23 protein-coding genes are annotated in these 21,100 nt (G+C 39.7%); 12 read left to right on the top strand and 11 right to left on the bottom strand.

What is annotated here, in order from left to right:
• Positions 1-4 precede the first annotated feature (4 nt).
• From ACKWCF_RS05330 to ACKWCF_RS05340, 3 genes are read right to left on the bottom strand one after another with little or no spacing between them, the layout of a single operon-like run.
• Entirely contained in the window at positions 5-745 is a 741-nt protein-coding gene (locus ACKWCF_RS05330; RefSeq protein ID WP_409479667.1) for a replication-relaxation family protein, read from the bottom strand.
• Positions 729-1,988, bottom strand: a complete 1,260-nt coding sequence (locus ACKWCF_RS05335) for a type IV secretory system conjugative DNA transfer family protein (protein WP_409479668.1) — start codon at positions 1,986-1,988, stop codon at positions 729-731. The genes ACKWCF_RS05330 and ACKWCF_RS05335 overlap by 17 nt, the downstream gene beginning before the upstream one ends.
• Entirely contained in the window at positions 1,975-2,250 is a 276-nt protein-coding gene (locus ACKWCF_RS05340; protein WP_409479669.1) for a hypothetical protein, read from the bottom strand. Before ACKWCF_RS05340 ends, ACKWCF_RS05335 begins: the two co-directional genes overlap by 14 nt.
• A gap of 537 nt (positions 2,251-2,787) precedes the next feature.
• On the opposite strand from ACKWCF_RS05340, the gene ACKWCF_RS05345 reads away from it, so the two are divergent.
• Positions 2,788-4,290, top strand: coding sequence for a hypothetical protein (locus ACKWCF_RS05345; RefSeq protein WP_409479670.1), 1,503 nt, complete (start codon positions 2,788-2,790; stop codon positions 4,288-4,290).
• Between the two features lie 85 nt (positions 4,291-4,375).
• On the opposite strand, the gene ACKWCF_RS05350 is transcribed toward ACKWCF_RS05345, so the two are convergent.
• Positions 4,376-4,828 carry a hypothetical protein gene (locus tag ACKWCF_RS05350; RefSeq protein WP_409479671.1) on the bottom strand — a complete coding sequence of 151 codons (453 nt, stop codon included), beginning with the start codon at positions 4,826-4,828 and terminating at the stop codon, positions 4,376-4,378.
• Between the two features lie 363 nt (positions 4,829-5,191).
• Between ACKWCF_RS05350 and ACKWCF_RS05355 the strand changes: the two genes are divergently transcribed.
• On the top strand, positions 5,192-6,403 hold the full coding sequence (locus ACKWCF_RS05355) for a sensor histidine kinase (RefSeq protein ID WP_409479672.1): 1,212 nt from the start codon (positions 5,192-5,194) through the stop codon (positions 6,401-6,403).
• Between the two features lie 337 nt (positions 6,404-6,740).
• Here the strand turns inward: ACKWCF_RS05355 and ACKWCF_RS05360 are convergent, their stop codons facing one another.
• Positions 6,741-7,214, bottom strand: a complete 474-nt coding sequence (locus ACKWCF_RS05360) for a methylated-DNA--[protein]-cysteine S-methyltransferase (protein ID WP_409479673.1) — start codon at positions 7,212-7,214, stop codon at positions 6,741-6,743.
• Positions 7,177-8,652 (bottom strand): DNA-3-methyladenine glycosylase 2 family protein, encoded by a 1,476-nt coding sequence (locus ACKWCF_RS05365; protein ID WP_409479674.1) that lies wholly within the window; start codon positions 8,650-8,652, stop codon positions 7,177-7,179. The genes ACKWCF_RS05360 and ACKWCF_RS05365 overlap by 38 nt, the downstream gene beginning before the upstream one ends.
• Positions 8,653-8,864: 212 nt before the next feature.
• Here ACKWCF_RS05365 and ACKWCF_RS05370 point away from each other — a divergent pair, with 212 nt between their 5' ends.
• The 3 genes from ACKWCF_RS05370 to ACKWCF_RS05380 all read left to right on the top strand — a co-directional run bounded on the left by ACKWCF_RS05370 (position 8,865) and on the right by ACKWCF_RS05380 (position 11,476).
• A complete protein-coding gene (locus ACKWCF_RS05370; protein ID WP_409479675.1) occupies positions 8,865-10,679 on the top strand; it encodes a PAS domain S-box protein in 1,815 nt (604 codons plus the stop codon).
• A complete protein-coding gene (locus tag ACKWCF_RS05375; RefSeq protein ID WP_409479676.1) occupies positions 10,676-11,035 on the top strand; it encodes a response regulator in 360 nt (119 codons plus the stop codon). The genes ACKWCF_RS05370 and ACKWCF_RS05375 overlap by 4 nt, the downstream gene beginning before the upstream one ends.
• A gap of 93 nt (positions 11,036-11,128) precedes the next feature.
• Positions 11,129-11,476 carry a hypothetical protein gene (locus tag ACKWCF_RS05380; protein ID WP_409479677.1) on the top strand — a complete coding sequence of 116 codons (348 nt, stop codon included), beginning with the start codon at positions 11,129-11,131 and terminating at the stop codon, positions 11,474-11,476.
• Here the strand turns inward: ACKWCF_RS05380 and ACKWCF_RS05385 are convergent, their stop codons facing one another.
• Entirely contained in the window at positions 11,477-11,731 is a 255-nt protein-coding gene (locus tag ACKWCF_RS05385; protein ID WP_409479678.1) for a hypothetical protein, read from the bottom strand.
• On the bottom strand, positions 11,731-12,621 hold the full coding sequence (locus ACKWCF_RS05390) for a hypothetical protein (RefSeq protein ID WP_409479679.1): 891 nt from the start codon (positions 12,619-12,621) through the stop codon (positions 11,731-11,733). The genes ACKWCF_RS05385 and ACKWCF_RS05390 overlap by 1 nt, the downstream gene beginning before the upstream one ends.
• 95 nt (positions 12,622-12,716) lie before the next feature.
• Between ACKWCF_RS05390 and ACKWCF_RS05395 the strand changes: the two genes are divergently transcribed.
• Positions 12,717-13,598, top strand: coding sequence for an EamA family transporter (locus ACKWCF_RS05395; RefSeq protein WP_409479680.1), 882 nt, complete (start codon positions 12,717-12,719; stop codon positions 13,596-13,598).
• 73 nt (positions 13,599-13,671) lie between these two features.
• Positions 13,672-15,189 (top strand): ATP-binding protein, encoded by a 1,518-nt coding sequence (locus ACKWCF_RS05400; RefSeq protein ID WP_409479681.1) that lies wholly within the window; start codon positions 13,672-13,674, stop codon positions 15,187-15,189.
• A 1-nt stretch (position 15,190) separates the two neighbouring features.
• Here the strand turns inward: ACKWCF_RS05400 and ACKWCF_RS05405 are convergent, their stop codons facing one another.
• Complete coding sequence (locus tag ACKWCF_RS05405; protein ID WP_409479682.1) at positions 15,191-15,919, bottom strand: YoaK family protein; 729 nt, start codon at positions 15,917-15,919, stop codon at positions 15,191-15,193.
• A 72-nt stretch (positions 15,920-15,991) separates the two neighbouring features.
• Between ACKWCF_RS05405 and ACKWCF_RS05410 the strand changes: the two genes are divergently transcribed.
• Complete coding sequence (locus ACKWCF_RS05410) at positions 15,992-16,957, top strand: TolB family protein (RefSeq protein WP_409479683.1); 966 nt, start codon at positions 15,992-15,994, stop codon at positions 16,955-16,957.
• On the opposite strand, the gene ACKWCF_RS05415 is transcribed toward ACKWCF_RS05410, so the two are convergent.
• Positions 16,958-17,509 carry a TMEM165/GDT1 family protein gene (locus ACKWCF_RS05415; RefSeq protein ID WP_409479684.1) on the bottom strand — a complete coding sequence of 184 codons (552 nt, stop codon included), beginning with the start codon at positions 17,507-17,509 and terminating at the stop codon, positions 16,958-16,960.
• Between the two features lie 304 nt (positions 17,510-17,813).
• Between ACKWCF_RS05415 and ACKWCF_RS05420 the strand changes: the two genes are divergently transcribed.
• Positions 17,814-18,494 carry an AzlC family ABC transporter permease gene (locus tag ACKWCF_RS05420; protein WP_409479685.1) on the top strand — a complete coding sequence of 227 codons (681 nt, stop codon included), beginning with the start codon at positions 17,814-17,816 and terminating at the stop codon, positions 18,492-18,494.
• On the top strand, positions 18,491-18,814 hold the full coding sequence (locus tag ACKWCF_RS05425) for an AzlD domain-containing protein (RefSeq protein ID WP_409479686.1): 324 nt from the start codon (positions 18,491-18,493) through the stop codon (positions 18,812-18,814). The genes ACKWCF_RS05420 and ACKWCF_RS05425 overlap by 4 nt, the downstream gene beginning before the upstream one ends.
• On the opposite strand, the gene ACKWCF_RS05430 is transcribed toward ACKWCF_RS05425, so the two are convergent.
• Positions 18,797-19,561 (bottom strand): TfoX/Sxy family DNA transformation protein, encoded by a 765-nt coding sequence (locus ACKWCF_RS05430; RefSeq protein ID WP_409479687.1) that lies wholly within the window; start codon positions 19,559-19,561, stop codon positions 18,797-18,799. The two genes, ACKWCF_RS05425 and ACKWCF_RS05430, sit on opposite strands and share 18 nt — an antisense overlap.
• 87 nt (positions 19,562-19,648) lie before the next feature.
• Between ACKWCF_RS05430 and ACKWCF_RS05435 the strand changes: the two genes are divergently transcribed.
• Together ACKWCF_RS05435 and ACKWCF_RS05440 are read left to right on the top strand one after the other, a co-directional pair.
• Positions 19,649-20,539, top strand: a complete 891-nt coding sequence (locus tag ACKWCF_RS05435) for an alpha/beta hydrolase (RefSeq protein WP_409479688.1) — start codon at positions 19,649-19,651, stop codon at positions 20,537-20,539.
• Entirely contained in the window at positions 20,539-21,033 is a 495-nt protein-coding gene (locus tag ACKWCF_RS05440) for a methylated-DNA--[protein]-cysteine S-methyltransferase (RefSeq protein WP_409479689.1), read from the top strand. The genes ACKWCF_RS05435 and ACKWCF_RS05440 overlap by 1 nt, the downstream gene beginning before the upstream one ends.
• Positions 21,034-21,100 lie beyond the last annotated feature (67 nt).

Below are 21,100 nucleotides of genomic sequence, written 5' to 3' on the forward strand. Positions count from 1 at the left end.
AACTTTAAATCAAACATTCCGATTGATGTGTTGTTTGGCCCAGCAGTTCTGCAAGCTGTATAAAACTAAAAATTTCTGATTTTGTTTTGTACCCATTTGGCACTTGAAACCCTTCAAGCTCAGATATAATTTTTCGATCAATTTGCGCACTGGCTGTGACATAAATGACTTTTTCAATCTTAGAACTTGCACGAAATTCAGAAATTATCTGCCGATACCTGATAGAACTCTTAGTGTGAAGCTCTAGTTCTATGGCAATAACACGATCTGAATTTGCAAATTCGATAACAGCATCTGGGATTTTTTTATAGCCACGACTGTCTAATAAATGCCTGCCGTTAATCCATTTGCCATTATCAAACTGCCGTTGGATACACGGCTTTATGTCATTGATCAGTAAATCATGGTCTAGACTTAAAGGGTTAATGGCTGGGATTTTATCAACAAAGTTTTCACTCTGATATTTCATTTGCAGCATTCGCAGTGATTTTGTTGTCACTTGAAATACCACACCAACTTCGCGGCCCCCATTCCATGACCTGATTCGTGGAATTCGTGTGCGGCTTAAATATCCTGCATCCTCAAGTTGCCGCAGCCTGTTCATCGCGGTCGCATGGTTTTTGCCACGAAAAAATAAGTTCTGGATTTGATAAAAACTGGTTGTGACATTTTCATAAAGCGTAAGTAACAGCAAACAATCACGATCTGTTAAAAGCACGTTTAGTTTTTTACTTGTATCTGTCAAATTGCACCTCCTCTGTAAATGGATAGCCATTCACCAATAAACTTAAAACTCCTTGGCCACGGGAAAAGTTTTTAAGTTTATTGGGATGGATTTTATAGTTTTCAGTTTCCCGAAGTGATATTTCGCCGCTGGCTTCAACATCACCCCAATCATCTTTTTTGGCACGCTCTGTGGATTTTAGTTTTGTCCGTGTGCCAAGATGCCTTGCCATGTAATCAGCCGTATCTGGATCATTTAACCCAAGTAAAACCTTAACATTGGTATTCACGTTTACGGTTTTTGCAAAACTTGGTGAAACGGCTTCCAAATCCCCTAAACTTTGATGCGATAAATGAAGGCCAATATTTCTAGACCTTGCTTTATTTAAGAATTGCTCAAACCCTTCAAACACAAAGGCTGAGAACTCATCAATAAATACCGGAGCAAAGTTTGACTTTGGATTGCGGGTGGCTGTAATCCACGCCATAAGCTGCATCACCATTTTACCAAAAACCTTAGCTGTTTTTTGAAATTGCAAAGTGTTTAGTAAAATAACTGCTGCGCGATAGTTTGTGGATTCTGACTGTTCCAAAATGGCTTTGAGGTCAATTTCGTTTCCGCTCACTAAATTTTTAAAGCTAGCCGTATTAAACGGCTTTAGCTGTGATAAAATACCAGATAGCCTTTCTTCTCTGGTGTCTGACCTAGTTTGTGAAAACTTCGTTACCTCATTCAGCAGATGTTCTGGGAAATATTTTATTTTCTTAGTTAAATCTAAAATTTTTCCTGAATCTGATAAGAGCTCGTAAAGTCGCGGTAGAGTTGGTGCTTCATCGCACACATCTAAGACCTCAAGCACCATAAGTACTGCTGCATGTTGAATATCTTTAAAATACTGACTTTCAAATTCTAAAGACTGAATCAGCCGATCTGCAATTTCAGAGGGCGTGCCTCCGATCAATGGATTTAGACTTAGTGAATTTGGATTTGATAAATCAAATACCGCTATTCTTTGAAACTCATCAACACTTAGTTTTGACTGCATTTCATAGAGTATTGACTCATCACCCTTACCATCAATTAGGATCGGAATGTTTCCAGCCATTAAATCACGAATAAACCACGGAAGAACCACAGAGGCGGTTTTACCGCGCCCTGTAGCTCCGATGATTTGCACATGACCACATCTCATTTTTTCGGTTAGAAAAAGGGGGTTATCCCCCCGTAATGTTCTGCCGATATAAATTGATTTATCTGTAATCATTATGATCTCGCTTATTCTGCATTTGCTTAATCGCCATTTCGCGCTCATACATTTCTGGATGTTTCATTTTAAACTTCCATTTCATGTATCTTGTGATCGCATAAATGATACCGATGCCAAATACTGAAAGCACAAACCAGTGCTGTATGACCCATTGTTCAAGGTAATCAATATTTTTAGCGAGCACCCCGAGCATTAAGACCATAACAAGCATCATGATTGACGCATCACTTGGATTATTTGAATTATTTTTATCTGTCATAAAAGACCTCCTCTGTAAAATTGTTGTTGAATTGCTTCTGTTTTCATTTTTCTTAGAATTTTTTTGATAAAATTCTCCTAAAAAGTTTGGCACAGGTGCTGCTAACTTCAGTTAAAAGTTAGACCACGCCGTGCAAGTTTTAAAAATTGCTGTTCGTAAACACGTACAGACGCGTGAACTTCGCGTGACGTATTTCTCTGGGACTTAAAATGTATTTATTTTTGTTTTTTTGGATTAAATCTTGAATTTCAGAGAGAAAACTCTTTACAGATTGAAAAAAATTTGATACTTTGATTTAAGTTTCGATCAAAAACTAAATCAGTATTAAATCTTTTTATACCAATCATAAAAAATAAAATCTCTGGCACAAGACTTGAAAACAATGACCTCCTTTACATTAGATGTAGCTTTTGGGGGTAATTTCAGGGCTTTGTTTTGTCTAACGTTATGAAACCTCTACAAAAGTATTTTTTTGACCCCCTCTAATTGATTTTTAATTGTATGCTCCGCTTTAACTAAAAGGTGGGGGCACTTTTTATGGATAAGATTCTATCCATGACTGAAAAACAAAATTTAATCCAATTGGCTGATCAGATGATCTCTTTGCCGCATGCATATAGCGGCAGTTACGTTTTAGCAGCCAAGTGGAATGACAAATGGCAGGGCTTTAAACCCTTTATTACGTCCATTGCAGGCTTTGACCGTGACGAAGACGCAATCCTCCTTAAATTTGATTATAAACCGCAAGTAAGGGTTATAATCGCAAAAGGCCAAATAACTGATGACGAGCCGGAAGATAAAATTGTCACAGGCTCAATTGACCCGAAATCTGGCCGAAGACGTATTGTTGTTGACGTTGAGCTACGAGGTCGCGTTATTGCGGCTGCGCCTTTTAAAAGTTGGATTAACCATAAGCTTGAACCTAAATATAAATTCCCTGAAAACTTAGATACCGTTTCTGGCTGGTCTAATGAAAAAGAGAAAAACTTAAATCAGGAATTACAATCCCAAGGGCTTTTTAAACCCGAATCTGAATCCATGAAGCCCAAAATTGATTATTTTAAAAACGGCATAAAGCCTGAGAAAAAAAAGTATTGGCTTGGAATTTTAGATCATCATGCAACGGAATTACACCTAAGCTATCCCGAATCAAACGTAGATACAGAGCTAAATTACGCCCTAAATCAGCAGCTTAAGTTTGATAGGCTAAATTCAATAAACCCAATGACTGAACTTATGTGCGCACAGCCCAACGATTTAAAGCAGTCGTTAATTTCTGATTTATATGAAACTGGTAGCTTTGATGAATTTCCATTTAAATTTAGAGTTACAGCGTTTTTACTTACTAAAGGTTTACGCAACGCTGAAGATGCTGTTGAAATTTTTAATACAGAATGTTTGGGTCTAAAAAAGTTTTACCCCGAAGTGGCAGTTTTATTTTCCGGAATATACACAACTCACGATTTCTATACCCATCAGTCAATTATTGAAAGCTTACTTTCTAAGTTTATAAAACTTCAATTCCAAGATAGATTCGATTTACAGAAAATCGCAGCCAAAAATTTAAATTTACCTGCACAAGCTGGATCAGTGTTATTACACAATATCTGGAAAAGATTTTTCGAGGTTCGCAATAACCTGACACTAAAGCAAACCCAAGTCGTAGAATTACTTTACTTGAAAACGCCAACTTTAACTTATCAAAAGGCAGCCGCAGAACTTGGAATTTCATTTGATTCAGTTCGTGACCGTGAAGTTGGTGTGATTTTAAAATTTAGAAATGCTTTTCCTGAATTTTCAAGTCTTGAGCCGTACAAACATTACACCAAACATCAAAAAAGATTTTATATCTATAGGGGGCTTGTGCATTTACCTTCGATGGAAACAGCTCATCCTTGTTATAGAATCAAAACTGCTAACGGCATTGAAAACAGGTCATTGATTTCGGCGCATGATGAATTTAGTCTTGCTGATCTTGTGAAGCAGCATAGTTCGCAGCAGGCTACTGAAAAAACTGAACCCGCAGTCGAATTTGTATAACTACAGTATCTTAAATGAACAGACGATTTTGGTTCTTCCAAAATCGTCTGTAAAATGTAGCGTGAACTGTTAATTTAATAAGTGTTTACTGGCTACTTACTAGAGACTCATCAATTTTTATCCCTAAAGCTTTTTGAGAATGATCTACGGTTATCAATAATTTTCCATCAACAAAAGAATGGTTACTATCAATTAAAGATTCAAGGACTTTCTCGTCAGAGACAATTCCTCCATAATAACCATTTCCATAGTTCACTCTTTCTTTGCTTAGAACAATTCTACAAGATCCAAAACGTTCCTTAAGCGGCTCAGTTACCGTAGTTGCACAAGTTAATGAAAATGTTGGAACTTTAATTTGTTTTGTTGCGTCCGATCCAACCATAGATGACCAAAGGGTAGCGCCGTCATATGGGCCCTCATTCGGTTTATCAACAATAACAACTACCAAATCTCCCTTAGAATTAATTAGGCTTGTAATGTTTGACTCTGCAAATGCCGCTGAAGAAAAAAATATGAAAGAAACAATTAAAAATTTCATAGAGACTCCCTGATTCAATTATTCCAGCCTAGAACATTCGATAAACCTTGTAAACCAAACTAATCTTTTTTAATAGGCTTGCGGACGACATTATATAGACCATCAAGCTAGAAGCTTGGGCTGTGGTCGACAAAGCCCACTTTATTGGCTTCGGGACAAAAGCTGTTAAAAATGGGTCAAACACTGCCAAATCGAATATAACAGCACCTTCAATTTTAGCTCTACAAAAACGATCTTATCGTGGCCGCAATTTATTAGTCATATGGACACGCATAGAGAAATACAACGCGGATGCTCCATCGATACTCAGTAAGGTGCATTTTTTGCATCATCGATGCTTTTTAACTCGAGGGAGATTTAAACATGGAGAAAAACCGACAAGCGGAAGACTCAGATGAGATTTTGAAAGGGCACAATGCCTCTATGGAATCTGATTACTTACGCGCTGCTGAAGCTCTCAAGGTCAGTAAAAACATAATAAAAGAATTTTGGGAAGAAAGAGTACGAGAGAAAATTTTAGCTGCGGAGGCTAAGTCTTCCATTGTCATGGTCAATTCACTGAGTCTTTTTCTTGATAAACTGGCGATATCTTTGGAGCAAAAAATTGTTTCACTGGAAATATTTTCAGAAGCCGTGGGAATGGGGAAAACTCATGGCGGAGAACGCGCGCATTTCTCTGGTTATTATTTACCGCAACTTCTGAAAGAATTTAGTATTTTACGAGAAGTGCTGGTTGAGGTTTTGCAAGCCAAAGGAGTTTTGACCTATGATGTTCGCGGAGTTATAGACAGAACTATTGATTTGTCCACTTCTCTAGCTGCGACTGAGTTTGCTAAAGTTCAAAATGAAAAAACAGAAACTGCTCTTCTCAGAGCTGAAATGAGCAATCGAGATTTAGAGCATTTCGCTGCAGTTGCTGCTCATGACCTGAAATCACCATTAGCTACTATTTCTGGCTACCTAGCTCTGTTGAATGATGAATTTAAAATTAAATTGGGCGACGATGGCCTTAAACATGTTCAGCTTATGATGAAAGCTTCGGAGCGGATGCTCAATCTTATCGATCATCTTTTGGAGTACGCACGTCTTACAAAAGTGGATATAACATTTAAAGCAGTCAATACTACGGACGTTGTTAAAGCAGTTATCCAAAACCTTGATGATGCCATTAAAAAAATGAATGCAAAGGTGACCTACAAATCCCTACCAATTATTTTGGGTGAATTTGATTTACTTGTTCAGCTTTTCCAGAATCTGATAGCAAACAGTATAAAATTCCACAGCAAAACTCCTCTGGAGATTCAAATTGAATTAGAAGAGAAAGATAATATGTGGATTTTTTCAGTACGTGACAATGGAGTTGGTTTTGACCCAAAGGACCGAGAGGATATCTTTGCACTTTATAAAAAACTTCATGGGTCTAAATATCAAGGGGCAGGAATTGGTCTTGCTACTTGTAGAAAAGTTGTTGAACTTCATGGAGGAAAGATTTGGGCAGAATCAAAACCCGGCAGTGGCTCAACATTTTATTTCAGTCTTCCGAAAACCAAGACTGAAAACGAAGCATATCACTGATTACTAACACTTCAATAAAAAATAACCATCGTCAAAAAACGCTCAGGCAACCGAGCGTTTTTTCGTTTTCCTTCTCACGCAATGTTTGGGGTCAATCACGGTCCAATCAATACGTGACGGATTCAGCTTTGCGGTCTTAAGCCGCTCCGAGATTGCTGTCTTCGTCGTCGCGAAATGCAGAGCGATAGCATCAAGGCTCCAATGCTCGACCCAGCGAAGTCTTGCAACTTCTGTTAAATTTAGATATATCCGATCCCAAGACATGCAATAAGTCTGCGAAACTACAAGCCTCCCGGGTTCTTGTAGCTTGTGGCAGCCTGCACCATTTTAAATATTCTTATCGCTTCTCTAGCGTTAAAAGCAGTTTTTTAATTGGTAGTCCACCAGCGTAACCACCCAATTTACCACCCTCATTGATTACGCGGTGGCAAGGCACGATCAGGCTGATTGGGTTTCTTCCATTCGCGGTTCCGACAGCTCGGCAAGCGTTCGGATTTTTTAGAGACACAGCAATTTCTTTATAAGACTTTGTTGTGCCATAAGGAATTTTTAAAAGCTCAGCCCAAACTCTTTTTTGAAAAGCTGTTCCTTCAAGTTTTAAAGGGATATCAAAAGTTTTTCTTTTTCCTGCTAAGTATTCGTTAATCTGGCGTTCAGCCTTAGCAAGCAGTTTTTCTTGTCTTGAGCCTGGTTGTTCTTTTGCTAGCTTTTGATCTTTCCAGAAAACACCATAAAGAGCTTCTTCTGAAGCTACCAGAAAAAGTGGGCCGACTTTAGAATCTATTTTTCTTTGAACTTTTGTTGTTGTCATTTTTTCTCACTTTCTTTTTTTGCAGTGACCCCGCATAAGCCCGCCAAAAAAGAGCGGCCACATAGCCTCGCCACGGGTGCATCGAGTTAACAACTTCTTTCGAGTGAAGTTCGTACGAGCGGGCCAAAATCAAATCAGTTCCTGGAAACGTATCGGTGTCGCGTAAAACTTTAAGTGCCATGTACTGGGCTGTCCACGGGCCAATACCTTTAATCGCTAAAACTTTTTTTAAAAATTCTTCGACATTTTGTGTGGGCTCTAGTGAAATTTCACCGCTGGCTACAGCTTTTGAAAAATCAATCAGTGTCTGCTTACGAATTCTTGTTGTTTTTAGTTTTGAAAGATCAGCTTTCGCAATCTGCTCTGGCGTCGGAAATAACTTCACGGCTTTATCATTTACAATAAATGCAGAATCATTACCGATCAATTCAATCAAATCATGAACCAAAGATCTACCGTGCTCGATGCTGACAAGTTGTCCTAAAATAGCAGCGATAGAGATCTCAAAAGGGTCCCATCCAGAAGGAAGTCTGATTCCTGAATACTGTTTAAGAAGTTTTTTTATTTTCGGATCATTTTCTAAAACATTGGCGATAACTACAGGATCAGAATCAAGATCGAAAAGATTTCTAACTCTTGAAATAATCAAATGCAGAGCAGAAGTATCCGGAAAATCAATTTCAACAAGCAGGCTAGAAGATTCTGGATCATTCGCAATGGCAATATGACCTACTTTATTGTTTAGCGAAACCACACGATACATTTTTCCATCTTTAAACCATTCAAGATTTCCGATACGGTGGTTTTCATAGGATTTCATGAGTCCAGAAAAATCAAAGGGCGGCCTGTACGGAAGAGAAACCGTTAATGCAGAGTCTGGAGATATTTTATCTCTTCTGATTTCGCGCGGACTTTTTTTAAAACGATCTTTAAAAGCATCGTTAAAACGTCGAATGGAAGTAAATCCCGAGGCAAAAGCTATATCTGTGATCGACAGAGCAGTTTCGGTGATGAGTTTTCGCGCTAAGTTCAAACGATTTTCAAAAGAGAGTTGCTTAGGTGTTTTACCAATTTCTTCGACAAAGAGTCTTCGTAAATGACGGGCTGTTACCCCAAATTTTTTTGCAAACCGGTCTTCGTTAAATTCTATGGTTTCTTGAGAATGAAGAATCTTAACCGCGCGTTGAACGATGGCTGATTTTCCAATCCAAGCCGGCGATCTTGGAGCGCTTTCTGGGCGGCATCTCAAGCAGGGGCGATAACCTGCAGCTTCGGCTTCAATGTGGCTTCGAAAAAATTCAACATTTTCTCTTTTAGGCTTTGCCGGACAAATCGGACGGCAGTAAATTCCTGTGGTTTTAACTCCGACAAAAAACTTACCGTCAAAGCGGTGATCCCGGGCCTTCATAGCTGCATAATAAATATCTTCAATCTTCACAAGGCTGACTATAACCTTGCTTTGCCCCGTTGTCTGGCTGTTTTCGGACATTATCGTTTTTGCGCTGTTTTTAACAAATTTGAGCAATTTTTAGCTTTTTAACGAGGCTTTAACGAAGAGGCCTTTTTCCTTAGGTATTTCAGCCCCAAATTTGCTTTAAGTTAAGCTATTTCATTGTCACGATGCCTAGAAACAATCATGATAAATGACGTATGCAGCCGAATGACAAAGATCAATTTAAAGCCTTAACGGAAATTGTACCCGTAGGTATTTTTCTTGCTGATCAGGCTGGTGTTTGCTCATACGCTAATAATAAATGGTTAGATATTTCTGGTCTGTCATTGAATGATGTTCTTTATAAAAATTGGCTTAACTTCATTCACCCCGAAGATCAGGAAAAAATAGCTCATGCTTGGAAGACAGCGACTAGTAAACAAATATCATTTCAAGAAGAATTTCGCTTTCTTCATTCTGATGGTGAAGTAACTTGGGTAAATGCACAGGCGAATCCCTCAAAAGATCAAACTGGTAAGATCACTTACGCAGGAGCCATCAACGAAATCAGTGAGCGCATTAAAGAGAAAGAAATTTCTCGTGAAAATGCAGAACGCTTCACGAACGCTTTTGAATACGCCGCGATAGGTATGGCGCTGATTTCCCTTGAAGGCGGTTGGATTAAGGTTAACCAATCAGTTTGTGATTTGTTGGGGTATACGAAGTCAGAGTTGATGCAGTTAACCTTTCAACAAATTACTCATCCAGACGATTTAGCGCGCGATTTGGATTATGTGCGGATGTTACTTGACGGAAAAATAAAAACCTACGGCATGGAGAAACGTTACTTCACTAAGTCTAAACAAATCGTCTGGGCTCATTTAAGTGTTTCACTTGTGCGTAATCAAAAAGGGGACCCCCTTTATTTTATTTCGCAAATTGTTGATATTACCGACCGTAAACGCATGGAAGACGAGCTTAGAGAAAATGAGCAGCGTTTACTTATGGCAACGACCTCGGCCAAACTTGGAGTTTGGGATTTAGATTTAGAAGCTGATACACTTCGTTGGAATGATCGCATGTACGAGCTTTATGGTGTAAAGCGTGAAACGTATCAACCTTCTTTTACAGGTTGGAAAGAAAGTCTTCATCCGGATGATTTAGAGCGCAGTTACCGCGAGTTTCAAGAAGCCATAGCTGGTGCAAGATTCGAGTCAGAGTTTAGGGTGGTCTGGCCCGATGGCACTGTAAAGCATATAAATGCTAGTGCGGGGCTAGTGAAAAATGCTCAAGGTGTGACAACACGTATGATGGGCATCAATCAAGATATTACTGAATATAAAAACGCGATATTATTAAAATCACGCTTTTTAGATATTGCCGCCCACGAGCTTCGTACGCCGGTGACGGCGTTTAATTTGATCTTGCAGCTGACGCAGAAGAAACTTGAAAAAGGCGAAGCCATTGGGGCTGATGTTTTAACGCGGCTTCAGATGCAGACAGATCGCATTACGCGTTTAGTGGTCGATCTCTTAGATGTTTCTCGTCTTGAGCGCGGTGTACTTAAAATCAAACGCGAAGCAACAGATATTTCTAAATTAATTTCTAATTGCATTAGTGAGTATAAGTTAAGGTTTCCAAAACGCGAGATGATCTTTGCTCACGTCACACCAGTGACGATTAATGTAGATCCGATCAGAATTTACCAAGTGATTTCTAATTTGCTAGATAACGCTTGTAAATATACACCTGAAAATTCACCTATTGAAATCTCTCTAAAAGATGAAGCAAGTTCAGTCAGTGTTGCTGTAACCGATCACGGCCCAGGAATTCCTGACGAGCATAAAGCGAATTTATTCACTATTTTTTCACGCGGTTCTTCAGAGTTAGTCGATCGGGCTGGCGGTCTGGGGTTAGGTTTATTTATTTGCCAATCGCTGGTCGAGTTACATCAGGGTAAGATCGAAGTTGCAAGCCAACTGGGTCAAGGAACAACTTTCACTTTTAAACTGCCGCACGGGGAAGAAAAATGAAGAAAACCATCATGGTCGTTGAAGATGAAAGCGATATCCGTTCTTCTTTAAAAGAAATTTTAGAGCTTGAAGGCTATGACGTTTTAACCGCTGAAAATGGACTTGAGGCTTTAAATGTTTTGAAAGCTTCAGCAAAGCCAAATTTAATTCTTTTAGATATGAAAATGCCCGTGATGAATGGTTGGGAATTTGCCGACCAATTTCGTAAAACTTATAATAACTCAACACCGATCGTTGTTGTAACCGCAGCCGCTGACAGCGAACAACGAGCTAAAGATATACATGCAACGGGTTGGGTATCTAAGCCATTTGAACTGGGTGTGCTTCTTAAAAAAATCAAAGAGTGTGAGAACTAAAAGAAGCGACTCTTTTTGAGACGAACCCAGTAAGCTTTATTCCATTGTTTGATATCGTGGTAAATTTATAAGAATCAAATAGGGGTGAAGCTCATGAATTATAAGTTTTTACTTATGTTTATTCTTTTAGTTTCTTCAAACTCCTTCGCACAATCAGCTTGGCCAGACTTAGAATTTACTTTACGTTATCAGGGTAAATGTCGCAGCTCTGAAGTGACCCTCAGCTGCAACATTATGGTTAAACAAACTCTAACTCCAGATGATAAATGGATGCAGAACACAGCTAAATTAGATCAGTATGATTATAAAGATTCAGCTGAGGTGGATACTCGAGATTTTTATTCGAATGTTGTTATGAAAACTAAGGCTAAAGCTGAATCTTTGGGATGTAAAATTAAGATGGAAGCGGGAGCCGTTGTCGCCAGCTCCGACTGTAACTAATTACTTCTTACTTAAAACATTGTCGATCACAGATTCAGGCACTTCGATATTAAACATAGCCCCTTCTGCGAATTTAAATTTTTTTGGAAAAACTGATTTCGGAAGCCAGTATTTTTGCCCATGGCTATCAATAACTTTCACTCGGGTATGCTCAGCTTCGTTGCCGATCTTACCTTGGATAAAAATATTTTCATCTAAAGCTGCGAAAGCTGTTGTGGTGAATAATAAAAAACCGATGATGATTTTAGAAGTCATTAGTTAACTCCTTTAGCATTACTTTGTGGATCGCTAGATTTTGAATGAGGTACGGCTTTTCCGTCAGCTGTGACTGTTTTTGAACCGTAGCCTCTTTGTTTCGCGCATTCAGTAGGTGTGGCATCAGTACAGAATTCAGCACCGCAAGTGGCTAGGCGATTAATTTTAAAACCATTTTTAGTACATTTCACAAAACCACTGCAAACTTTACCGCTGCCGCTGCAACCAGGAGCATAAAGTAATTTTCTTGGTGGAAGGGCTGTGTCCCATTCACAAGTGTATTCATAACCTTTGGCTTCCGATACATTAGTCGTCGCAGTTGGGGATGCAACCACTGTTGGCGATACAGTCACAGTCGGCGATACGGTTGTTTTTACAACAGGCGTGGAAGCCTTTGGCGTTTCAGCTGCTGCAGTCACATATTTTTTATTCTTTAGATCGTAGGTTTTGCCATTAAGGCTGTAGGTGTATTTTTCTAAATCAATCTCAGGGTAAGCGGGTGTTTTAGGTTTGTAGTCTGCATTGTATTTAGCTTTGTAGGCTGTTATTTGATCAGTTGAAGCTTTGCAGATTGTTGTCAGCGTTTTGTTGCGAGCACATTCATCCGCATAATAATCAATATCAGCTTCTGCATTTAAACGAATACTTTGATCAGTTGGGGTGCCTTTATCTCCGTAAACCAAAGTATTATTAAACTGTAAGGCATCTCGCTGGGCTTTTCTCAAATTACGCGAAGAATCCTGCTTTGGATAATTTTTTTTAGCGCGCAAGTAATAATCGATTGAATCAACGACTGATTTAGCTTTGTTATTTAAATAATTTTCATCAGCATGCGCTGATAAAGCCAAGAAAACAGAAAACGCATAAATAAAAGTATTTTTAATTTTCATAGTTAAATAATAGCAAATAAGCAGAAGGTGATTAGGTCCAGTAATTGTTGGAGTAGACCATTGTCGTGCTTACGAAAAGCGGTTAGAGTAACTCTATGGTTATCGGATACGTATTTGCCTTAACAGCAGCGCTTCTTTGGGGTGTGTCAGGCACCTTAGCACAATACCTGTTTCAACATCATGAAGTTACACCAGAGTGGTTAGTGACAGTTCGTATGTTGATGGCCAGTGCTGTGTTATTGATTTTTCCACTGATGCAAAATTCAAAGGCTGTGTTTGCTCCCTGGAAAGATAAAAAAGACCGTGTTAGAATTATCGCTTTCGGTATTTTTGGAATGCTCACCGTTCAATACACTTATTTTGTAACCATCAAACATTCGAATGCCGCTACGGCAACGATTCTTCAGTATCTGGGGCCTGTATTTATTGCGATTTACTATTCGTTTATTGAAAAAAGAATTCCTGTTGTTAAAGAAATCATAGCGATTGCCTTTGCGTTATTAGGAACCTTTTTGATTGTCACGCATGGAAGCCTCGAAACGCTTTCGGTGACGCCACAAGCTTTTTGGTGGGGGATCGCTTCAGCAGTTGCACTGGCGGTGTATTCAGTTCTTCCGATTAATTTGATGAACCGCCATAATGCAGCGATTGTCGTTGGTTGGGGAATGTTGGTCGGTGGTATTTCATTAAGCTTTATCTACACACCATGGGATGTTCCAGGAATTTGGAATGGTACAGCGTTTATTTTCACGGGCGCGATTGTGCTTTTTGGAACAGCGTTACCATTTTATTTATATTTGCGCTCAGTCAAAATGGTCGGCGCCACAACGGCAAGTCTTCTAGCGTGCATTGAACCGTTGTCTGCCGCAGCTGTAGCTGTAGTGTGGCTTAAAGTTTCTTTTGGTATTTTTGATTGGATCGGAACAGTTTGTATTTTAATAACGATCGGTCTTTTAACAAAAGTTGAAAAAAGTTAAATCGCCTTTAAACGTCGTAAGTTGACTTAAAAACTAAAGTAAGTTTAACATATTGCAGAGAAAGGGCTCTGCAATGAAGATTCAGTGGAAGATATTTTATTGCCTGTTCGCCATTGTTTTATTCGTGCTTCTAGTGGGTGCAGTTGCCTATAAAGCGACGACAAATGTTTCGTATTTTCGTGATCGTTCACTGGCTGTTGAGGGCCGTCTTTTATCAGCCACTTATTTACGGGCCCAGGTTAGAAATCAGCTTTTAGAAACATTTGATGTTTTATACGTTTCTGGAATTGAAAAACACGAAGAACGTATCAACCAAGGCAAAGAAGAAGTCTTAAAAAAAATCGTTATTCTAGAGAAAACTCTCACCGAGTCGGGAACCGTCGATGCCATCTATCGGGCCGATTTAGACGATATTGTTAATTCTTATACAAACCTTCAAAATAGTCTCGATCATGGGGTAGCGCTTTTTAAAAGTGGTAAAACAAAAGAGGCACAAGCCGTGCTTATCGATGCGCGTGAAAATAAATTTCACAAAGGCTTTATTGAAAAGATTACGGCCATTATTAACAAAGAAGCGCAAGTCAGTGCTTTAGAATCAAAAAAATTAGAACAAAGTATTAACTGGCTGCAAAGAATTCTGTTATTTTCAGCCGGCGCTTCGGTTCTTTTATCGTTATTGTTATCAACAATTATTTCGCGTTCGATCGGTCGAAGATTAGCTGGCATTGAAAAAGCGGCACAAAGAATTTCATCTGGCGATTTTAACATTTCGCTAACCACAAAAGGCAGTGATGAAGTTTCGACGCTGTCCCAGGCTATCAACAAAATGGCAGCTTCTTTACTTGAAGCTAAAACTCAAATTGTCAAACAGCAGGAGCTTTTGATTTTAACTTCGAAAATGTCATCTCTAGGAGAAATGGCGGGTGGAATTGCGCACGAAATCAATACGCCGTTAGCTGTTATTGCTTTAAAAGTCGAATTGTTGAAAGAAGCCGCCCAGGCCTCAGAGTTTACGGCATCAGCCCGTCAGGTGGTTGAAGATGCTTGTGTTATCATTGAAAGAACCACGAGTCGAATCGCAAAAATTATCACAGGTCTTCGGGCCTTTGCGCGGGATGGAGCTTCAGATCCTTTTCAAACCACAGATATAAAATCTATTGTCGAAGACACGCTTGATCTTTGCAGTGAAAAGTTTCGCCGCAGTGGGGTTGATCTTCAGGTAAACATGCCTGAACAATCCTTGTTTCTCTCTTGCCGCTCCACTCAGATCGAGCAGGTACTTTTAAATTTATTGAACAATTCATTTGATGCTATCGAGACATTAAATCCAAAGTGGATCAAAATTGAAGTATTGGATTTAGGTGAGCAAATTGAGCTGAGTGTGACAGATAGCGGGCAGGGAATTGCTCCCGCTCTTCGCTCTAAACTGGCACAACCTTTTTTCACAACAAAAGATGTTGGTAAAGGAACAGGGCTTGGCTTAAGTATTTCTCGAGGTATTGTGATGGATCACGGCGGCGCCCTGAGTTTAGATGAACAAAGCTCACATACACGTTTTGTAATTGTTCTTCCAAAAAGTTTAATAAAATAGATTATTCGCTTTGAGTTGTTCTTGCGACGTAAGAAAAATATAAAGCTATTGAAGCAGGTAATAAAAACCCGGCAAATTTAAAATTAATAAAAGCAAAAGCTCCAATAATTGCACCAGCTGTGAACGAAGCGACGGTGCCCATGCGTAATTTATTTGAGCGGCGTTCTTTTTGTTTTTGTTCCGGATTTTTAGCTGTGATTTCAGCGCGCACTAAACCTAATCCTAAATCAGTGGTAAGTCCTGTTAAATGAGTGGTGCGAACAGTGGCCCCTGATGACATCGTGATAGCGCCATTTTGTAAACCGCAAGCCATGCACAGAATAGCTGATAACAGATAATCATTTTTAAGATCAGTGTTGGCGCCGAACTCACCGAAGAATCCAAAAAAACCACCTAAAGCGACAACTAATAAAAGAAAAGCTACGATCTGCATGACCGGGGCATATTTCTGCCCGTGGCGGTAATGCGCGAACTGCTTTTCGGTTAAGTAGGCTGAAAACATCACGCCCGCCATAAAAGCTGCGGGAATAATTAAGGTCATGGCAAAGCCGTACCAATCCATTTGTTCAAAAGAAATTCCTGCTAAAGTGGCGTAGCCTGTGACGTGCGAAACAAAACGGTGGCTGGCTAAGAAGCCGCCGGTATTAATGCTTCCGGCTAAAAAGCTAAGAATGAACCAATCGATGTATGTTTTGCGGCTGACCTGATCTTCTAATTTGTGTTGGAACATACAAAATATTATATGGCACTTCTTTTGAAATGCCACAGTGTTTTTAAACAAAACTGTCCAATAGGGGGCAACATGGGTCGTAAAGTTTTAATCGGGGCGTTAGCTTTAGTTTTTTTAGCCACAGGTTGTGGTCCAATTAAAAACAAAAAAGAAGAACCGGAAGAAGTTGTCACGGCTGGCTTCAACTCTGGACTTAGCGGGGCTATTTATTTTGATAATAAAGAAAGCTACCAGCGCCTTGATATGCACAGCGGGCAAAGTGAAAATTTTTTAGCTAGCGGCCCTAAAATGACTTCAGCCTCGATCGGCGGTGATCGTTTTGTGACCGTGAAACGTTCACGAAGCTACCCAGAAATTTTAATTATGGGTAGAAATAAAGAACCTGTGACTCGCATTGCGATTCCTGAAAATCCAGATGGCACTCCGAAGCTTTCACGCAACGGAGAATTTGTTTTAATCGGTGGAATTGCTGGAGACACAAAAATTTATAACTTAAACGGCCAGGTTGTGACAAACCTACGAACAAACGTATCAAGTTATGATTGGCTACCTGATGGCCGCGTGATCTTTTCACGTTTTGGAACGATTTATATTATGGATGCTGACTTAAAAACTTTTAAAGTCTATCGTCAAATGGCAGGAACTTTAAGTTCATTAGCGGTAAGTCCTGATGGCGCTAACTTAGCTTTTGGAATGAAGTCAGGATCTGGTTCGCATATTTGGATTCTTAATTTATCTTCTGAAACTCTTCGTCAAATTACCACATCAAAAAGTGAAGAGCATTTTCCAGCGTGGTCACCGAATGCTAACCATTTAGTTGTAGCTAAAGGAAAGCTAGCAGCCATTGATCTGATTGATAATGATAACAGAACAAAACCTCAGAGTTGCCTTGAATTGTGGGTTGTGAGTGCTCACTCAAGTACAATCAGTGATTTAACTTCAGAAGATTTAGCCAACACATTTCTTGTCAAACAAAGTGTGCAAGGCCAAACCTCTGAAACCTGCGCAACGTCTGCGCCACTGTGGCTTTCTCAGTAATTAAACGAAGGCGCAGGCGATTCCGAAACCAATAAAGAGTACACTGGCAATACGGTGTACCCATTTCATCGGAATACGATCTGTGAACCACTTACCAAAAAACACGACGGGAGCATTGGCTAATAACATGCCCAATGTAGTTCCGAATGTAACCGCTGTCGTTGAGGCGTATCTGGCGCCTAGAGCGACAGTGGCTAGCTGAGTTTTGTCTCCCATCTCGGCCATAAAAAAAGCGATCAGGGTAGTTACAAAGGCGCCCCATTTGTAGTTTTCATTTAAGCCTTCATCTTTATCAGGAATTAAAATCCACAAACCAAATCCAATGAATGTAGTGGCTAAGATTAAGCGTAACATCGTTGGTGAAAAGTATTGCGTGATAAAGACACCGACATAACTTGCTAAAAAGTGATTCGCTAAGGTAGCGATAAAAATACCGAGTAAGATGGGAATTGGTTTTTTAAAGCGAGCCGCTAAAACTAAAGCGAGCAGTTGGGTTTTGTCTCCCATTTCGCTGATAAAAACTAAAATTGTTGAATTGATAATGGCTTCCATGAAGTTCCTCACAAAAAATAGCCGTGAGGTCTAAAGCATAAGACGACACGGGCGTTAATTAACACCTATGTCAGTCTCGTCGAGAAAGTTAAACTGTACTGCAGTTTTTTCTACCCAACTGTGCCGGGGGTTATACCCAGTATGTCGACACAGCTCTTATTCGTAAGAATAAGTGACTACTCCCTAACAACACTTAAGTTATTGTAAGTTAAATGAAAACGCAAGAATTTGCTGTTAACACACATTTTGTTTAGAGTAAGTCCTGCTTGTGCACTCGGTTTAAAGTCATTTACAATCATATGCCATGAGTCAGTTTCGTCGCGGGTTTAAAAGTATGCTTCCGATTGCGCCAGGAATTATTCCGTTCGGTGCGGTTATGGGAACAGTCAGCGCTGATGCGCACATGAGTTTCTTTCAAACAGTTTCAATGAATGCGATTGTTTTTGCCGGTGCTTCACAAATCGCAGCGGTTGAACTTATGAAATACCAAGCGGCGATTTGGGTTGTGGTCGCTACAGGCTTAATTATTAATTTACGCTTTTTACTTTACAGTGCGGCCTTATCTCCGGTGGTTCAACAAGAGCCTTTTACTAAAAAACTTTTTAGTGCTTTTTGTGTGACTGATCAAAGTTACGCGGTGATGTCAGCGGAACAAGATAAGTTTCGCACCAATCATGAGGCCGTTGAGTTTTACATAGGCTCGTGCGTGTGTATGTTAATCACCTGGCACGCCTCGGTGATTGCCGGATATATTTTCGGAAATTTCGCGCCGAAGTCGATTTCTTTAGATTACGCGATTCCTTTAAGTTTTGTGGCGTTGTTAATTCCCACACTTAAAAATAAAAAATATATTTTAGTCGCTGTGTTTTCTTCGGTGGTATCACTTTTATTAAACGATTTACCTTATCGTACGGGTTTAATGGCCACAGCTCTTTTAGGCATTGCGCTGGCGTATTTTCTAACGCGTAAAAAGGGGAATGTATGATTCCTCAAGCTTATTACTGGGTGAATGTTTTATTACTGGCGATTGGAACGTTAGCGATTCGCGGCTCGATTATCGCTTTATCTGCGAAAGTTAAAATTTCTGATCGCCTTAAAGAATTGTTTACGTTTATTCCAGCTGCGATTTTACCAGCTTTTGTTGCGCCTGCCGTGTTTTTTCATAAGGGCTCAGTGGACTGGGTTTTTGGCAGAGAGCGCGTGGTTGTTTTAGTTTTAGCGACAATCTTGTGTGCAGTGACTCGTTCGACATTGGCCACGATTGTTTTTGGTTTAGCGGCGCTTTATCTATTTACGAACTTTTGATTTTTTCTTTACTTTATCACGCAGTTCTTTGGCAAAAACTTGCGCTTCTTTTTTTAAATCTTCGCTAATGGCATTCCATTCAATATTTTCTAATGCTCCGATGATCGCGTAAGCAAAAAGTGAATGGTTATGCTTAGGATTAACTTCAACTAACTTGGCAAAAGTTTTTTTCCATCCTAGAGCGATAAATTGCGCTGGTGTTTTGATCTTCGCTTGTAGAAAAATTTTTTCTGTCGCTGGTCCAAAATTTTTAAAGTCTTGGATCGTTTTTAATTTATCCATTTTCTCGGCTAAAGACTCATCGCGGAACATGCGTGGTTTTCGCATATCTTCAGCTGAAACTTTTTCGATTTTTTCAGGCTTTGCTTTTTTAACTTTGCCGGTGGCTTTTTGATCGGCCTTTTTCTTACGATCGGGGATTGTACCCCACAAAGTTCCCGGGCGAGCCAACTCGCGCACGACTTTTTTAGCATGGTCTTCAAAATTTTCATCATTTAACGAAAGGTAAAGCCACTTTGGTAGAACTGAATGATTCACTAAAAATGGAAATTGCGAAAGAAGCTTTTCATGGTGTTCTTTTTCTGCAGGAAACATACAGCCGTCCCACTTTTCAGAACCGCCCTCAAAAAGCACCAGTTTTAAAAAAGGGCCGTCATAATAGGCAAATCCGCCGAACATAGCGCGGCGGTTAAAGCTTTCAGGAAGCAGATCTTCAATCCATTGTAATTCATCAAGTGCTTTTGCCATCTCTCACACTCATAGCGAAAAAATCTCTTTTACTCAAAAACAATTCGGGTCTAGAGTTAGATTATTCGCTTAAAAAGGAGTCATATCATGACTAAAGGGTTTGCTAAGGTTTCTTTGTTATCTGCTTTTTTCTTACTTGTTGTAGGTTGTTCGTCTTTACCACAGAAAGAAGTTTTTTCAGCGAATGCTAAAGGCTCTGTCACTAACCCTAAAGAAGTGATGTTTATTCACGGTATGTTCATGACGTCGGATAATTGGACAGAATGGCAGAAGTACTTCACATTACACGGTTATAAAACTTCAGCTCCAGCATGGCCGCAACATGATAAGCCTGTGGCCGAAATGCGCGATAAGAAAAACTTTGAGGCCTTAGCTGAAATTTCTTTAGAAGACGTATTAAATCATTACCGTGCTATTTTGCGCGACAAACCAGTAAAACCAATCCTTATTGGCCATTCAATGGGTGGGCTAGTGGCGCAAATTTTATTAAGCGAAAACTTAGCTTCAGCAGCCGTAGTACTTGATTCAGCTCCGCCACGTTGGACATTTGTTGTCAGCTGGTCTTTCACACGTACAAATTGGCCGATCTTAAATCCGTTTAGTTCAAGCCCTCTGGTGCAAGATCAAGATAGTTTTAATTACGCTTTTTGTAATGCGCAGAATGAATCTGAACAAAAAAGAATTTTTGAAACTTACGCTGTTCCTGAATCAAAAAGTGTAGGGCGTGGTCCATTAACTAAAGCAGGTTCGCTCAATTACGACAATGCGCGTGGGCCGTTATTGTTAGTTGCAGGAACTGAAGACCATATCATTCCGGCAAAATTAACTTACGCGAACTTTCAAAAATACTATGATACTCCGGGATACACAGAGTTTTACTTAGCTCAAGGCCGTGACCACTGTTTAATGGTAGCGCGTGGTTGGGAAGAGTTAGCCGAAACTTCTCGTCAATGGCTAGAAACAAAGTTGGTGAAATAATGAAAGCAGACGTTATTCAATATAAATTCGAATCTGAAGTTGGCGATATTTACCTTGAAGCTTCGGCAACAGGTCTTCGCAGCTGTCTGACTGAAAAACAAAAATCACCAATGGTTAAATCATTAGCTGAAGCGGGTGAAGCTAAAAAATATTTAGCACAAGCTGAAGCAGAAATTCGTGAATACTTAGCTGGAAAAAGAAAAACGTTTTCAGTTAAACTTGAGATCGTGGGTACGCCATTTCAAAAACAGGTGTGGAGTCAGTTACAGCAAATTCCATTCGGCAAATCAGTGTCTTACAAAGAGTTAGCCGAAAACATTGAAAATCCAAAAGCCGTGCGCGCAGTGGGAACCGCCAATGGCCGTAATAATTTTTGTATTATTATTCCTTGCCACCGTGTGATTGCAGCCGATGGAACATTGGGTGGCTACTCGGGTGGATTACCATTCAAGCGCCATTTGTTGAATTTAGAAAACATCGCTTTTAAAGGTTAATTCGCCGCAGGCGTCCTTAAGGCCAGCCTGCTTCTTAACATTTAAGTCATTTAGACTGTCTAGATTT

The sequence above is a fragment of the Pseudobdellovibrio sp. HCB154 genome (assembly GCF_046267985.1).
GTDB lineage: Bacteria > Bdellovibrionota > Bdellovibrionia > Bdellovibrionales > Bdellovibrionaceae > Pseudobdellovibrio.

What these genes read in the sequence shown, in the direction of transcription:
- ACKWCF_RS05370 (WP_409479675.1), top strand. Translation starts at nt 8,865, where the DNA reads ATGCAGCCGAATGACAAAGATCAATTTAAAGCCTTAACGGAAATTGTA.
- ACKWCF_RS05340 (WP_409479669.1), bottom strand. Translation starts at nt 2,250, where the DNA reads ATGACAGATAAAAATAATTCAAATAATCCAAGTGATGCGTCAATCATG.
- ACKWCF_RS05375 (WP_409479676.1), top strand. Translation starts at nt 10,676, where the DNA reads ATGAAGAAAACCATCATGGTCGTTGAAGATGAAAGCGATATCCGTTCT.
- ACKWCF_RS05335 (WP_409479668.1), bottom strand. Translation starts at nt 1,988, where the DNA reads ATGATTACAGATAAATCAATTTATATCGGCAGAACATTACGGGGGGAT.
- ACKWCF_RS05410 (WP_409479683.1), top strand. Translation starts at nt 15,992, where the DNA reads ATGGGTCGTAAAGTTTTAATCGGGGCGTTAGCTTTAGTTTTTTTAGCC.
- ACKWCF_RS05440 (WP_409479689.1), top strand. Translation starts at nt 20,539, where the DNA reads ATGAAAGCAGACGTTATTCAATATAAATTCGAATCTGAAGTTGGCGAT.
- ACKWCF_RS05385 (WP_409479678.1), bottom strand. Translation starts at nt 11,731, where the DNA reads ATGACTTCTAAAATCATCATCGGTTTTTTATTATTCACCACAACAGCT.
- ACKWCF_RS05430 (WP_409479687.1), bottom strand. Translation starts at nt 19,561, where the DNA reads ATGGCAAAAGCACTTGATGAATTACAATGGATTGAAGATCTGCTTCCT.
- ACKWCF_RS05415 (WP_409479684.1), bottom strand. Translation starts at nt 17,509, where the DNA reads ATGGAAGCCATTATCAATTCAACAATTTTAGTTTTTATCAGCGAAATG.
- ACKWCF_RS05345 (WP_409479670.1), top strand. Translation starts at nt 2,788, where the DNA reads ATGGATAAGATTCTATCCATGACTGAAAAACAAAATTTAATCCAATTG.
- ACKWCF_RS05390 (WP_409479679.1), bottom strand. Translation starts at nt 12,621, where the DNA reads ATGAAAATTAAAAATACTTTTATTTATGCGTTTTCTGTTTTCTTGGCT.
- ACKWCF_RS05405 (WP_409479682.1), bottom strand. Translation starts at nt 15,919, where the DNA reads ATGTTCCAACACAAATTAGAAGATCAGGTCAGCCGCAAAACATACATC.
- ACKWCF_RS05380 (WP_409479677.1), top strand. Translation starts at nt 11,129, where the DNA reads ATGAATTATAAGTTTTTACTTATGTTTATTCTTTTAGTTTCTTCAAAC.
- ACKWCF_RS05360 (WP_409479673.1), bottom strand. Translation starts at nt 7,214, where the DNA reads ATGACAACAACAAAAGTTCAAAGAAAAATAGATTCTAAAGTCGGCCCA.
- ACKWCF_RS05400 (WP_409479681.1), top strand. Translation starts at nt 13,672, where the DNA reads ATGAAGATTCAGTGGAAGATATTTTATTGCCTGTTCGCCATTGTTTTA.
- ACKWCF_RS05395 (WP_409479680.1), top strand. Translation starts at nt 12,717, where the DNA reads ATGGTTATCGGATACGTATTTGCCTTAACAGCAGCGCTTCTTTGGGGT.
- ACKWCF_RS05420 (WP_409479685.1), top strand. Translation starts at nt 17,814, where the DNA reads ATGAGTCAGTTTCGTCGCGGGTTTAAAAGTATGCTTCCGATTGCGCCA.
- ACKWCF_RS05435 (WP_409479688.1), top strand. Translation starts at nt 19,649, where the DNA reads ATGACTAAAGGGTTTGCTAAGGTTTCTTTGTTATCTGCTTTTTTCTTA.
- ACKWCF_RS05425 (WP_409479686.1), top strand. Translation starts at nt 18,491, where the DNA reads ATGATTCCTCAAGCTTATTACTGGGTGAATGTTTTATTACTGGCGATT.
- ACKWCF_RS05355 (WP_409479672.1), top strand. Translation starts at nt 5,192, where the DNA reads ATGGAGAAAAACCGACAAGCGGAAGACTCAGATGAGATTTTGAAAGGG.
- ACKWCF_RS05350 (WP_409479671.1), bottom strand. Translation starts at nt 4,828, where the DNA reads ATGAAATTTTTAATTGTTTCTTTCATATTTTTTTCTTCAGCGGCATTT.